Source organism: Nitrosopumilaceae archaeon AB1(1) (assembly GCA_033471095.1).
In the GTDB taxonomy this organism is placed as follows: domain Archaea; phylum Thermoproteota; class Nitrososphaeria; order Nitrososphaerales; family Nitrosopumilaceae; genus Nitrosoabyssus; species Nitrosoabyssus spongiisocia.
Genome location: CP136752.1, coordinates 242,139 through 255,501, shown reverse-complemented (window position 1 = coordinate 255,501; position 13,363 = coordinate 242,139). Strand labels below are relative to the sequence as shown.

General features: G+C 34.1%; 12 protein-coding genes and 1 tRNA gene. 4 read left to right on the top strand and 9 right to left on the bottom strand.

What is annotated here, in order from left to right:
- Positions 1 to 41 precede the first annotated feature (41 nt).
- Positions 42 to 1,130, top strand: coding sequence for a site-2 protease family protein (locus R1F52_01565; protein ID WOV93346.1), 1,089 nt, complete (start codon positions 42 to 44; stop codon positions 1,128 to 1,130).
- Here R1F52_01565 and R1F52_01560 read toward each other — a convergent pair.
- The 5 genes from R1F52_01560 to R1F52_01540 form a co-directional block, all read right to left on the bottom strand.
- Positions 1,125 to 2,201: a transcriptional regulator gene (locus R1F52_01560; protein WOV93345.1), complete on the bottom strand. Its 1,077-nt coding sequence runs from the start codon at positions 2,199 to 2,201 to the stop codon at positions 1,125 to 1,127. The two genes, R1F52_01565 and R1F52_01560, sit on opposite strands and share 6 nt — an antisense overlap.
- 682 nt (positions 2,202 to 2,883) lie before the next feature.
- Entirely contained in the window at positions 2,884 to 3,030 is a 147-nt protein-coding gene (locus R1F52_01555) for a hypothetical protein (protein ID WOV93344.1), read from the bottom strand.
- Positions 3,023 to 3,244, bottom strand: a complete 222-nt coding sequence (locus R1F52_01550; protein WOV93343.1) for a type II toxin-antitoxin system HicB family antitoxin — start codon at positions 3,242 to 3,244, stop codon at positions 3,023 to 3,025. The genes R1F52_01555 and R1F52_01550 overlap by 8 nt, the downstream gene beginning before the upstream one ends.
- A gap of 312 nt (positions 3,245 to 3,556) precedes the next feature.
- Positions 3,557 to 3,630: transfer RNA gene (locus R1F52_01545), tRNA-Ile, on the bottom strand.
- Positions 3,631 to 3,666: 36 nt separating this feature from the next.
- Complete coding sequence (locus R1F52_01540; protein ID WOV93342.1) at positions 3,667 to 4,302, bottom strand: iron-containing redox enzyme family protein; 636 nt, start codon at positions 4,300 to 4,302, stop codon at positions 3,667 to 3,669.
- A 126-nt stretch (positions 4,303 to 4,428) separates the two neighbouring features.
- On the opposite strand from R1F52_01540, the gene R1F52_01535 reads away from it, so the two are divergent.
- Together R1F52_01535 and R1F52_01530 are read left to right on the top strand one after the other, a co-directional pair.
- Positions 4,429 to 4,923: an N-acetyltransferase gene (locus R1F52_01535; protein ID WOV93341.1), complete on the top strand. Its 495-nt coding sequence runs from the start codon at positions 4,429 to 4,431 to the stop codon at positions 4,921 to 4,923.
- A gap of 39 nt (positions 4,924 to 4,962) precedes the next feature.
- On the top strand, positions 4,963 to 5,184 hold the full coding sequence (locus R1F52_01530; GenBank protein WOV93340.1) for a transcriptional regulator: 222 nt from the start codon (positions 4,963 to 4,965) through the stop codon (positions 5,182 to 5,184).
- Here R1F52_01530 and R1F52_01525 read toward each other — a convergent pair.
- From R1F52_01525 to R1F52_01510, 4 genes are all read right to left on the bottom strand, one after another.
- On the bottom strand, positions 5,181 to 5,999 hold the full coding sequence (locus R1F52_01525) for a class I SAM-dependent methyltransferase family protein (GenBank protein WOV93918.1): 819 nt from the start codon (positions 5,997 to 5,999) through the stop codon (positions 5,181 to 5,183). The two genes, R1F52_01530 and R1F52_01525, sit on opposite strands and share 4 nt — an antisense overlap.
- 56 nt (positions 6,000 to 6,055) lie before the next feature.
- A complete protein-coding gene (locus R1F52_01520) occupies positions 6,056 to 8,176 on the bottom strand; it encodes a DEAD/DEAH box helicase (GenBank protein WOV93339.1) in 2,121 nt (706 codons plus the stop codon).
- Positions 8,173 to 10,293: a DEAD/DEAH box helicase gene (locus tag R1F52_01515; GenBank protein WOV93338.1), complete on the bottom strand. Its 2,121-nt coding sequence runs from the start codon at positions 10,291 to 10,293 to the stop codon at positions 8,173 to 8,175. The genes R1F52_01520 and R1F52_01515 overlap by 4 nt, the downstream gene beginning before the upstream one ends.
- Before the next feature lie 78 nt (positions 10,294 to 10,371).
- Positions 10,372 to 12,153 (bottom strand): ribosome biogenesis/translation initiation ATPase RLI, encoded by a 1,782-nt coding sequence (locus R1F52_01510; protein WOV93337.1) that lies wholly within the window; start codon positions 12,151 to 12,153, stop codon positions 10,372 to 10,374.
- A 124-nt stretch (positions 12,154 to 12,277) separates the two neighbouring features.
- Here R1F52_01510 and R1F52_01505 point away from each other — a divergent pair, with 124 nt between their 5' ends.
- Entirely contained in the window at positions 12,278 to 13,330 is a 1,053-nt protein-coding gene (locus R1F52_01505) for a CFI-box-CTERM domain-containing protein (protein ID WOV93336.1), read from the top strand.
- The last annotated feature ends 33 nt before the right edge of the window (positions 13,331 to 13,363 follow it).

The window sequence follows — 13,363 nt, the reverse complement described above, 5'->3', positions numbered from 1 at the left end:
TTAATGATAAACCAATTAATCCCCATATTGTTTAGTAATACATGAGCGACTCTTCAAGAGAAGAAATTGTCTCTCTAGTTGATAACACATTTGATGTTGTCCATCTAGAGTATACCCCATCACTACTCTTATTTCAATTGTCAGACGACGTTAATTATAAATCAAAATTTATTCAACTATGCCATATTTTGGATAAAAAAAATTTAATTGCAAAACTTGAACGTGCACCCGATTCCACTAATTTATACTTGCAAATTTTTAAAACACCTCCTATAAAATCTAAAAAAATTTCCAGAGCTTGGATTCAGAGAATTTTATTCATCATTGTAGTTACATTTGTGATGATTGATGGGTATAGTCGTTCCATGATTCCAATTCAAGCCGGTTTTGGGAGTGACCCTATACAGATGGCAATACTATACACAATAACTATGTTGGGAATTCTTGGAACTCATGAAGCCGGACATCTTATTGCAGCAAAGTTTCACAAAGTAAAATCATCGTGGCCATACTTTATACCTGGAATTCCAATCTATGGATTTCCTACATTTGGTGCATTTATTCGTACACGAGGAGTGATAATTAATCGTAATATATTATTCGATATTGCGATATCCGGTCCTATAACTGGTTTCATCGTTATAGTGTTGGTGACCTTTTCTGGTGTGTATTTGTTGCCTACTCATGATCAAATTTTACAGCAACAAGTCCCAATTCCTATAGATAGTTCACAGGGAACTCCTCTATTAATTATGGGAGTTTTGGCTCTCACTGGTAGAGAGAGTAACATTGTGTGGATTAGTGTATCGCCAATATTATTTGCTGCCTGGTTTGGATGTCTACTTACATTTCTAAATTTATTACCTGCATGGCAATTAGATGGCGGTCATATGGCGCGAACTATTCTTAGTGGCAAACTACATCAATATGCTACCTATGCGAGTGCGGGAATATTATTCCTGCTTGGGTATTATGTGATGGCCATGATGGTGATACTTTTCAATACACGTCGAAATGACTCTGTGACTCTTGATGATGTAACTAGACTGTCTAAGAATAGGTACCTCTTATTCATACTAGTCGGTATTATGGGGATTTTGTGTGTGCCTTTTCCTGTATGGTTGTTATAGTAAAATTCGTGCACCATCAGATATTACTGATATCTTTCGGTTTTGACCATAATTTGATAAAATATGTTCTGTCGCATATCTGATCCCATCAAATGGTATAATCTCTAAACTTTTGGTATATAATTCAGGTAGGATTGATATCAAACCAATTTTTATCCTCTTTTGCTCTTCTTGGAGATAAAATAAATTTTCCAATCCGTCAATGTACCCTTCGGTTCTCTTTAAATCATTAATGTCTAGTCTCTTCTCTACAAACTGCTGCAGTGCAAGTGAGCCCAATCCTCTACCAGACTCTCCGGTCAATATTAATAATCCATCATCTTGAACTGCCCCTGAGCAATTCCATATTGTCTGTAGAGATTTATTCAGTGTATCATTACTTGAATATTTTCCTGTACTACTTATGATAATTTGTGTCGGGTCAATCTTTTTTGTTATTATTTTAGCATAGTTGGGTAAAATATCCATTGATGAGGGATGTCCTACATGAATTCCAACTATTCCTTTATCAGTAGATGTAATCTCTATTGAGGATATCTCAAATTCATCCATGAATTTTTTTATAGTATGTGCAGAAGAATTGATTTTGCCCGGTGTTGGTCGATTATTTGATCTCTTGTTGAATATTTCTTTCATTATGTCTTTACCATATTTTTTAACCAGTCTGCTAGATACTGTTTCAAAGCCCAATAGCCCATCAAGTTCAGTTTCAGCAACAAATACTAGATTTGATTGTATCTCGTCTGAATTTGTAAATTCTAATACCAAACTGCCTTCTGGTAATGAATTTTTTAACATAACAACTTCATTTCTATTTGTAAATACCTTTGGTATTGGAACAGATTTTTCTTCACATTTAGTAAATATTGTATTAATTATTTTATGTATCATACTTGTATTATTCAATACTGCTATCTCAAATGGTTTGGATATATCTAGAGAATCTAGTTTCTCTTTAATGGTAGAGTCGTCTAGAATATTGGATTCTACCTTTATCTCTTGTTCGAGATTTTCTGCCTTTATGTCTAGTATGGTATTGGTGCTACCATAATTTAACCAAATTTCTGGCATGAATTATCTTGATTCTTAAATGATAAAAACCCAACGTGAAATGATAGACAGCTCAGTCAAATGCCTTTTCATCATTATATCTCTGACATAACTCTGATTCCTCATCAGCTGCAATCTATTTTAGATATGGGGTGTATTTTGTGTATCCCTTTGATATTATGATGTGTTGATTAATTCATTTATTCATGTTGTATAATGATAAATCTGAAGGGATGCATCACGATATCGTATATGGTACATGACAAAAATACAGATGAACGGCCATTGAGGGGGACTATCAATCCTTTATGTCTTTTTTTATATGTAAATAATTTTAAATTTTATTGAAAAATATGATTATGTGTATGGATAAAAATATTTTCCAAAATTATACAAAATAACTGCATTGATATTGTGACATAATTTAGATGATCAATTATATTTTAAACATATTTTTTAAAAATTCTGCAAAATTAAAATCATTGAAATCTTGGTCTTCTGTCTTGATTATGAATATATCGTTAATAATGTCAGATTAAGTTATCATGGACTTGTTTTCATAATCTATTTCATTATTATTTGAATACAACTGTGAAATTTCATGGAATATGAATTATTTTACAAGTCCTTTATTGTAATTACTCACAAACACATCTTTGTCAATTTCAGACTTTATTTAATACTCTTAATTGTAATCCGATCTTTAGCCTTTTAGTTTTGCAGGAATAGTTTTTGAAATATGATCACATCTTAATGTAACATGACTTTCTTTCCTAGATGATACAGAGAATCCTTTTTTAATCAAATATTTTACCATTATATTTCCAGTAATTCTTGGAATTTTATTCATTACGTTTTTGAACAATCAGCATATCAAAGTCACTAGTATTTCCAGTGTCTTCTAATGCAAGTTTTACTGCCTCTTTCATATTTTTTTTAATTTCATCATAGGTTTCACCATCTGAAAATGCGTTTAATTCATCACACACTCCTACAAAACCACCATCAATATCATCTGAAGTTATTACAACAGTGTATTTTTTCCCCTGTACTGTAGAACTCATGGTACAATATTGTAACACAAAGTATTAAACGTATATTCAATTTTATACGTAAAATTACACACAGATAAGATCAAATTATTATATCTTGTATCCACTCTGCTAAAGATTGACTCAATTTTAGTCACGATTCGTTTTGTTTGTTTAGTGATGAGATTAGAATGTTAATTCCAAATAACTCGTTTTTATTTATTGCTTTAAAAACACTTTAGAGCCATAAAGTCATAGTTGTAGGACCAAACTAAAAACATTGACCAATATTTAGTGTGATGTTGTAGTAAATTGATAATGACAACATTCATCATGATATACTGATGGGCCCGAAGGGCTTCGATCCCGTGGCTCACCGATTATGAGTCGGTTACTCTACCAAGCTGAGTTACGGGCCCACACAATAATTTGTATATATTATGATGTATAAAATGTTAACAGTATGTGTCCTTGCACGCATCTAAAAGTAAATGTTGTGCGTCTAGTGATTTATTTGCTACTTGTAACATTTGTTTTTCATCCACCACTCTCTCTAGAGGTTTCCTCCATGATGCTACATGTCTGATATCTGCCTCTGTATGTAATTTAAAATATTCTGTAGCATGATCTGATGTTATATCATAAAATTCTTTCAAACCTTCCAATTTTACCTCGCTTATGTGTGGAATCTCTTTCTCAAATGTGTACATTGCACATACCCCACTCTCAAAACTTGTGTCAACTAAATCATTCAATATTGTCACGGCCTGTCTAGTTTTGTCTGTTCCTGTATAATGATTCAACTCATTTTGATCAACTCCAAGTGATGATGCAAAATGTATCCAAGGCTCAATATGTTCTACCTCCTCTAACATATTTTCGTGTAATTCACTAGCTAGTGATTCGTCTGCTTGATTAATTAGTGGTTTCATAAATTCTGGTACTGCTTTTACCAACTGAAAGTATTCTTTTGAATAACCTGCAAGTGATTCTAGTTTCAATTCTCCAGCTGACCACATTTCATAAAATGGGTGCTCTAGTATGGTTCTTTTTTGTATTAAATCATTAATTTGCTGTATTAATTCACTCATGCTACAAGTCAAAAACACTGCTAAAAATATCTTTGCTGAAATAGATTTATCATTATTAATGATTAATTAATAATCATATGTCAGTAATTCAATTATTAATAAATAATACCATTTATATCACAAAATATGCAGATAAACACTCTTGGAGATGTGCAGATACGAAATTGTGAACCCGCAAATCTGATACCTGTGATGGAGATTAATCTCAAAACATTACCAGAGCACTACTCTGACTATTTTTATGAGACACTGCTTCGTGAATTACCAGAGGCTTTTCTAGTGGCAGAGATTAGCAAAAATATTATTGGTTATATGATGTGTAAGACTGAATATGGATTTTCAAATTTCAAAAAACTAGGATTTATAAAAAAAGGTCATATGGTTTCTGTTGCTGTTTTACCTGAGTATAGAAAAAAAGGAATTGGAAAATCCATAATTGCCGAATCCATACAAAGAATACGTAAAGTAGGGTGTGCAGAATTTTATCTTGAAGTTCGCTCTAGTAATTTTGCAGCTGTAAAAATGTATGAATCTCTTGGATTTTCCATACGTCAACGACTCAATGCGTATTATCGTGATGGTGAGGGTGCATATATGATGTCCATTGATCTCAAACCATGATTTTTATGACTGCTCAAATAAAACAAAATCGAATTTAAAATGACTCGTCGTAAAACTGGTGGATTATTTCTCTTTGTATTGTGTATATTGGGATTTTTTGTTTACGCATATCTACTAATGTTATCTCCCTGGAGTCCTATTATTCTACAACTCTCAATGTTGATGATTGTAGGTGGTGTTTTGGGTATTATATCGTGGATAGGATATATGATGGCAACTACGAAATCCTCTCCAAGCTCAATCATAACTGATGATGATTAAAGAACTTTGGCATCTACCACCGTCTGATAGTATCGTGGACCTATTGCTCTGACTATTCTTGAATAAATAATTTTAAATCTCTTGCCTACCTTGGTATAGTGTTCCTCTGATAACTTTGCTGCATCCATCTTTGCGTCTGAATGTATGTGTGAATAGTAGTGAATGATGCCATTCTTCTTCAAAGTGTGATAAGCTGCATCTAAAAACTCGTCTGATCTTTCTGGTAATAGCATCAACGTACGATCTCCGGTCTTTTCTAATTTTTGAATAACATCAGATGCATCTCCCTGTATGGGTATTACTTTACCTTTGAGTTTGTTTATACCAATACTCTTTTTGCACAATTCTATTGCGTATGGATTAATGTCTATACTATACACTGTACATGGTATATTTTTTGCCATAATTATTGAAAACATTCCAACTCCTGCAAACATGTTTACTATTGTATCATTTTCTTCAACTAAATTTGCAATCCGTAATCTCTCAGAAGATAATCTTGGTGAAAAAAACGCCTTCTCTACATCTATGATAAATCTACAGCCCGATTCTCTATATTCTGTCTCTGTATTATCTGTCCCTGCAAGTATATCTAGACTCCTTGTTCTAAATTCTCCACTAACATCTGAGGATTGATGAAATACAGAACGAGCAATTTTTACTCTATCTAGTAATGTCTCTCCAATCAATTTTTTTTTATGAATTAACGAATCTGGAATTCGTACAATAATGATCTCACCGATTTGATCAAACGCAGAGTACAACTCTTTTACTTCATTTTGTGTCAAGATTCCCGTGAGGGCATCTTTTAGCATACGGGCCATGATATCACATCAATTTACTTTTTATATAAATTGGAGTTGATGATTCCCTAGAGTAATTTTTGAGCATTACTAATAATATCAGTTACCAAATCAGTTTTTTTATTCCCCAATGCCTTTGCAATTGTATCTGAATTTGTAGTTGCCAACTGTGACATTGTCTCAATACCGTGATTGTATAATCGTCTAGCCCGGACTCGTCCTACCTGTTTTACACTTGTAAGTTCTAGCAGTTCTGCTTTTACTCCATATTTTACTCGTTTCCTCAGTCTCTGTACATCGCTGAACCATTTGCTCTTTTCAAATTTAGCAATTGCTGCCATCCATACAAAATATGTATCCATTCTTTGTTGATACCAATACAGATCACCTTCTTGCACTCTGTGTGTCTCCTCTATCTCCTTTAGCGGTATTTCTTTTATCCATTGTATGATGGAGTGATAAATCCTCTCAATGTTATACTCTTCAGGATGATGCTGCGCCTTTTCCCATTCTTCGGCAAATACTGAGTTTGGCGGATCTGATTCATCTGATACAAACAATGAAGATCTAATTAATATTCTCTCCACTTCATGATTCTTTGGCGATGCCCTGAGCCATTCTCTAATGTGTACTGCAGATGCAGGTTCCATCATGTATTGATAAATGATATAGCCGAATGCTGTTGGTCTATACCTGTGCTCTTTCTCTTTAATTACATCTTTTTCTAGCAAATACTCTATGGCCTCTATTACGCGTTCTTCTAGATTGTTATTTTCATCTTGTATCTTTGCTAACGTATTATTGAAAAACTCTAAAATATTTGTAGCAGTCATGCCATCATTTTTCACTACTGAGTCACCAGGGGACCATCTGGAATTACTATCCCCTGCTGCTACACAGCAGAGCGTAAAGAATTTTACATCGTTTAATAATTTTGAGTCTATATCTTCAGGTGTACCATCTACATAATTTGTAAATACATCTTCTGATTTATGACCACTATCTGGTATAATTATTGACTCCCCTATGATATCATACTTGGGCCTGCCAGCTCTGCCACACATTTGTTTGTAATTTAGAATGGTGATATATGATTCTGGATTGCCATATGTTATATAATTAGAAATTATTATTCGTCTAGCTGGAAGATTTACTCCTGCTGCAAGTGTAGGTGTAGCTGCTATTGCTAAAATATTTCGATTTCTAAACTCATCTTCTACCATCTTTCTGCATTTCTCATTTAATCCTGCGTGATGAAATGCAGCACCTGTTTTTATCAATTTTGCAAGTGTTTGTGTTAAATTTGACACCTCTTCATCTGCAAGAAGTGATTTTGAAATGTCAGCTAGTCTGTCTAATTTTTTTTTATCTAATTGTAATCCTGCCGATATGCTCTTGGCAATACCTACACATGCTTTTCTTGTACCGCCGAATACTATTGTCTGCCCTGACTCTTTGATGGTATCCAGAGTTAATGTTGTGGCATTTTTTTCATCTGTCTTTTCAAATTCTATCTTTGTCTCATCATTGAATTTTATAAAATTCTCATACAGTACTCCTTCCTTTAATTTTACTGGTCGCCAATCACTAGACACAAGTTTGGCGTTTAACCATCTAGAAATTACACTCGCATTGCCAATAGTGGCACTAAGACCAATAATTCGTGGTGAGGGTCTTTTATTTTTCAATATTGTAAGAATCATCTCTAGATTAGGTCCACGCTGATCGTCATCTAGTACATGAATCTCATCGACAACTATCAGCCCTATGTTATCTGTCCACTCTTTTTTTAATAATATGGCTATCACTAGCGACTCGTTTGTCATTACACGAATGTTGGCATCTTTCATGTCTCTCTCAACACTACTAGTTCTCATACCAATAGTGATATCTTTCATCTCCTCCATCTCTTTTAATTCTCGATATTTTTCTGTCGTCAATGCTTTTAGAGGTGTGATGTATACAACAGTTCTTTTACTTGTTTCTAGATGTTTTATGATTCCAAGTATTGCTGCCAGTGTTTTTCCACTAGCCGTTGGTATGACAAGTAACATATTTTGAACTCCAAGTAATCCTGCCTCAATACATTTGATCTGTGATGGGTATAGTGTTGTAAAATCTCTCTTTTTGAAAAATGTTTTAGCGACATCTGGTATGTCTAAATCTGAAATATTCATTATTTTTCTCATGATTGTCTTTTTGCATCATTTATAATTTGAACAATTAGTTTACTTTGTTTTTGGTTTAATATACGTGAAATAATCTCTGGTTTGGTCGATGCAAGTTTTACTGTTGTTTTGATATTTTTAGTGTATAGTCGTCTAGCTCTTACTCGCCCTATTTGTTTTACTGATACTAAATCCAACAACTCTTCTTTTACTCCATAGTTGATCCTCTTTCGTAATTTTGTAGAATCTGCAGACCACTCACTCTTGTAAAACTCTGCAATACTTGTGGTCCAAGATAGAAATCTATCAATACTACGATTATACCAATACAGATACCCTTCTTGCATTCCAAAATCACTCTCAATTTCCTTTAGAGTTTTCTCTTGAATCCATGCCAACATTGAGTGATAAATCTTCTCAACTCCATATTCTGATACATAACTTTCTACTATATCCCACGACTCCTCAAAGTCTTCCTCAACCAATTTAACTCCTTGAACAAATGCGCTCATACGCAAAATCAATCTCTCAATCTCATGATCTTTTTTAGATACATTTAACCAATTTTTTATTGCAATTGCTATACTTGGCTCCATGATATTACGATTAACAATTCTACCAAATTCTGTTGGTTTGTACAACTTTTCTTCACGTGCTATAAGATCATTATCATTTAGATAACTTATTGCATTCTTTACACCTTGATCAAACATATTTTTTTTATACTGCTGTCTTGCTAATGTCTGATCAAAGAATTGTATAATTTCTTGTTCTGTCATTCCTTTATTTTCTTGAATTAATTTACCCGGTTTCCATTGAGTGTTCTTTCCAATAACGATACACACTAGTGTGTGAAATGCCAATCTTTTTCCAAGTTTTGATTGAATGTTTTCAGGTTTACCACGTACATAATTCTCATAAATATCTGTTGGATCATCTTTTGGCGATGGAATAATTATTGATTCTCCAATGGTATCATACTTGGGTCTACCAGCTCTGCCACACATCTGTTTGTACTCTAATACACTAATGTTAGTAATGGGACGCCCATATCTGATATAACTAGTAATTATTATCCTTCTTGCTGGCATATTTACGCCAGCTGCAAGGGTAGGTGTTGATGCAATGATTTGAATATTTCTATTGCGAAATTCATCTTCTACTATTTTTCTGCATCTGTCATTAAGTCCTGCATGATGAAATGCAGAACCAAATTTTACACATTGTGATAGTTTTTCTATTAAATCTGTGGTGTCTTCTGTATCTAGTATCTTTTTTGATATGCTGACTAGTTTTGCTTTCTGTTTAGCATTCACGTGTATAATCTCTGCGGCCTTTAGAGCTGCACTTACTGAATGTTTTCTGGTACCGGCAAATATTATTGACTGTCCCCCCTCCTCTACAGTCTGAACCGCCAGTCTTGATGCTGTGGTAATTTTTACATTAGATGTGGGGTTAAATTCCAAATTATTTCCGTCATTAAATTGTATTATTTTGTCATTCAGTACACCTTCACGAAGTTTTACAGGTCTCCAATCACTAGATACATACTTTGCGTTTAACCATTTGGCCACTGTCTTTGGATTTCCAACAGTTGCACTGAGTGCTAGTATTCTAGGGGACGGTTTTCTTTTCATTAATGTTACAAGTGCCATCTCTAAATCAGGTCCACGTGTAGGATCATGAATTGTGTGCACTTCATCGGCAACCACAAATCTGATTCGTCGTGTCCATGGAGCATCTAAAATTAAAGATGCCATTAGAGATTCATTAGTCACTATTCTGATATTTGCGTTAGTTGTTCTCTTTGCCTGCCCACCGGCCTGCATACCTACATGAATCTTGATATGTCTCATACTCTCAAATTCTTTGAATTCTTTGTATTTTTCTGCAGTAAGTGCATTTAGTGGTGTAAGGTATACTGCTATTCCATCTCCACCATCTTCAAAATATTTTATCATTGCAAGTGTAGCAGCTAGTGTTTTACCACTTGCCGTAGGTATTGCAAGTAGCATATTTTCATTTTCTAGCAAACCTGCTTTTACACAATCTGCTTGTGGTGGATATAATTCTGTGAATCCACTTTGGGTTAGATATTTTTTAAATTCTTTTGATATGTCCAATTCTGCTATTTGCAATACTATTCTACATTAACACTTTATTATAAAATCATCTTGTAATGTATGGTTATGTTTTGGTTTACAGTTTTTCCCTATTTATTTATAATAATAATTTTTACGGGTTTTTTGTTCCTTGTCTAGCCTACTAAGAGATTTATTTATGCGTGGCCTCAAGCTCTTTTCATCACGCCTAAACGTTATATCTAGTGATTGTAAAAATTCATTCATTCCTTTAGACTTTGGCATGGGTGATGTAGAGTGCCCATTTAGACCAGTGACTCCTTTGAAGATTATGATACTATCTGATATGAGATCCATTAGTTGTAAATCATGATCAATTACAATTGCCGATCTACCAAATGAACGAACAAATTTTTGCAAAAATTTAGCGACGGCAATACGATTTTCAACATCTAAAAATGCTGATGGTTCATCTAATGCGTAAATGTCAACTTTCTGTAAAAGACATGTTGAAATGGCAACCTTTTGTAATTCACCACCTGAAAGATTTTTCAACGATTTATTATACAATTTTTTCATTCTTAATGGTTCAAGAATCTGTTCTTCCTCAATACTTCCCTCCACATGTCCATCGTTGGCGCGATCCAATACTGATACAACTTCTATGTCAGTATCATTGTTCAAATACTGCGGCTTGTATGCGATCTTTATTTTCTTAGATACCATGCCCACATCTGGTCTCTCAATACCGGTTAACATCTTCATCATGGTTGTTTTTCCTAAAGCGTTTCCTCCCATTATTCCTAATACCTCTCCCTTGTGCAGACTGCCAGGTTCAATGGTTACGGAAAATGACTGATATCTTTTTTCAAGTTTTGGATATGTGATTACTTTGGTCTCAGATCGTATACTATCTGTAGATGTTGATGCATCAAAACGAAATGCTTTATCTCTGAATCTAACATTTTCTGCTGGAAGATATCCATCTAAAAATACATTTATTCCAACTTTGGACGACATCATTCCTGACACAATTCCGTATGCTGCCGGTTCCCCATACAATACCTCGATATAGTCTGAAAGATAATCCAACATGGTAAGATCATGTTCTACAACCATGACACTTTTACCAATATCTGCCAATCCTTGTATTGTCTGTGCCACACCTGTTCTCTGATAGATGTCAATATACGAAGATGGTTCATCAAAAAAGTAAAAATCTACATCCTTGGAGGCTGCTACTGCGATTGCAATTCTTTGTAATTCCCCACCACTAATTTCTTTTAGATCTTTATTTATGGAATTTTCCAAACCCAATTGTTTAATCATTTGACCAGATACACCGCGTTCGTCATATTTTTCAATCAGCTCTTTACCTGTTCCCTTGTACACATTTGCGATATTTACTACCTGTTGTGGTTTTATTGATGCACGAATATTACCATTTTTTATAGATTCAAAATGTCTCTTTAATTCTGTCCCTGAATAATATTGTAAAACCTCATCCCATTGTGGAGGATCGTCGTATCTTCCTAAATTTGGCATTATACTACCAGATAAAATATTAACCACAGTACTCTTTCCCATTCCGTTTCTGCCCAACAGTCCTACGACCTCTCCTTTTTTTGGGGTAGGTATTTTGTACAACCTAAATGAATTTGGACCGTACTGGTGTATTTTATCAGTTTTTAATTCTGTCGCTAGATTTACTATTGTGATTGCATCAAATGGACAGACTTTTACACAGATTCCACACCCATTGCAGATATTTTCATCAATTTGAGCTTTTTTNGTCTCCTCATTTAGTACAATACACTCTGAACCTGATTTATTTACTGGACAGTATTTTATGCATTCTAGTCCACATTTTCTAGGCTGGCACAGTTCTTTGTCTAATACAGATACTCTGTGAGTCATTATATCACTTGACAGTCATATATGCCACTAAAAATTGTATGTGAATTTTAGTTTAGAATTATTTGTTAATGTGTTGAATTTTATTCAGTAAATGTATAAATAACATATCTGTGAAATTTTTGATATGATGAAATTAATCCCTACTATATCTGTCGTACTTTTGGGTATAGTATTTTTGTCATATGGTGTATCTGCATCCGATGCTCAGCCACCACCTACTTGTGGCGCCAATGAGGTCATTGAAAATAATCAATGTGTATCTGTATTTATCAAAAACGCTACATCTTCCTTGTCTATTTCAACTAATGCTTCTGCCTATACTGTAGGGGAAAGCATAGCGCTAACAGGCTCTATTGAATCCTATGATGGGACATTTGATATCACTGTTCGTGTATTTGATCCCAAAAATAATATTGTTAACATTGAGCAACTACGACCTGATCCATCAGGTAAGTTTTCTGCTATAATTCAAACTGGTACTTTTTGGAAATCTGAGGGAGACTATAAAATGATTGCAAATTATGGACCATACACAACAGCAGAAACTTTATTTCAATTTTTAAATCCAACATGTAATTCTGATGAAATAATTCAAAATGGACAATGTGTAACAGTACCAACACCCCAACCAACTCCTGTGGTCGAAACTGTCCCCAAACCAGAACCTAAAACTATTCCTGAACCCGAACCGGAACCTGTAACCCAATCTGTACAATGTGGTGCAGGTACTGTAATGAAAGACAATCAATGTGTTCCAGAACCTACTGAAGAGGATAAAACTAAACCAGGTGGATGTCTAGTTGCAACTGCTGCATATGGAACTGAATTTTCCTCACAAGTTCAAATGTTGCGTGAACTTCGTGACAACACATTGTTGGAAACTACTACTGGCAGTTCATTTATGACAGAATTTAACAAAATCTATTATTCATTTTCTCCTGCAGTTGCAGACTTGGAACGTTCCAATCCAATACTGAAAAATACAATTCAAATCATACTCACACCAATGCTATCTTCTCTTAGTTTGCTAGATGTAGTTCAATCCGACTCTGACTCTCAAATTTTAACCGTAGGTGTGGGTATAATTATTCTGAATATTCTACTTTACATTGGAGCGCCCATATTTATCATTTATAATATACGAAAGATACAAACTCCTAGATTGGCAAAAATATAGGATTTATTCATAGAGTCATATCTAGATTATTAT

Coding starts and splice junctions, on each gene's coding strand:
- R1F52_01565 (WOV93346.1), top strand. CDS start 42: ATGAGCGACTCTTCAAGAGAAGAAATTGTCTCTCTAGTTGATAACACA.
- R1F52_01560 (WOV93345.1), bottom strand. CDS start 2,201: ATGCCAGAAATTTGGTTAAATTATGGTAGCACCAATACCATACTAGAC.
- R1F52_01555 (WOV93344.1), bottom strand. CDS start 3,030: ATGAATAAAATTCCAAGAATTACTGGAAATATAATGGTAAAATATTTG.
- R1F52_01550 (WOV93343.1), bottom strand. CDS start 3,244: ATGAGTTCTACAGTACAGGGGAAAAAATACACTGTTGTAATAACTTCA.
- R1F52_01540 (WOV93342.1), bottom strand. CDS start 4,302: ATGAGTGAATTAATACAGCAAATTAATGATTTAATACAAAAAAGAACC.
- R1F52_01535 (WOV93341.1), top strand. CDS start 4,429: ATGCAGATAAACACTCTTGGAGATGTGCAGATACGAAATTGTGAACCC.
- R1F52_01530 (WOV93340.1), top strand. CDS start 4,963: ATGACTCGTCGTAAAACTGGTGGATTATTTCTCTTTGTATTGTGTATA.
- R1F52_01525 (WOV93918.1), bottom strand. CDS start 5,999: ATGCTAAAAGATGCCCTCACGGGAATCTTGACACAAAATGAAGTAAAA.
- R1F52_01520 (WOV93339.1), bottom strand. CDS start 8,176: ATGAGAAAAATAATGAATATTTCAGATTTAGACATACCAGATGTCGCT.
- R1F52_01505 (WOV93336.1), top strand. CDS start 12,278: ATGATGAAATTAATCCCTACTATATCTGTCGTACTTTTGGGTATAGTA.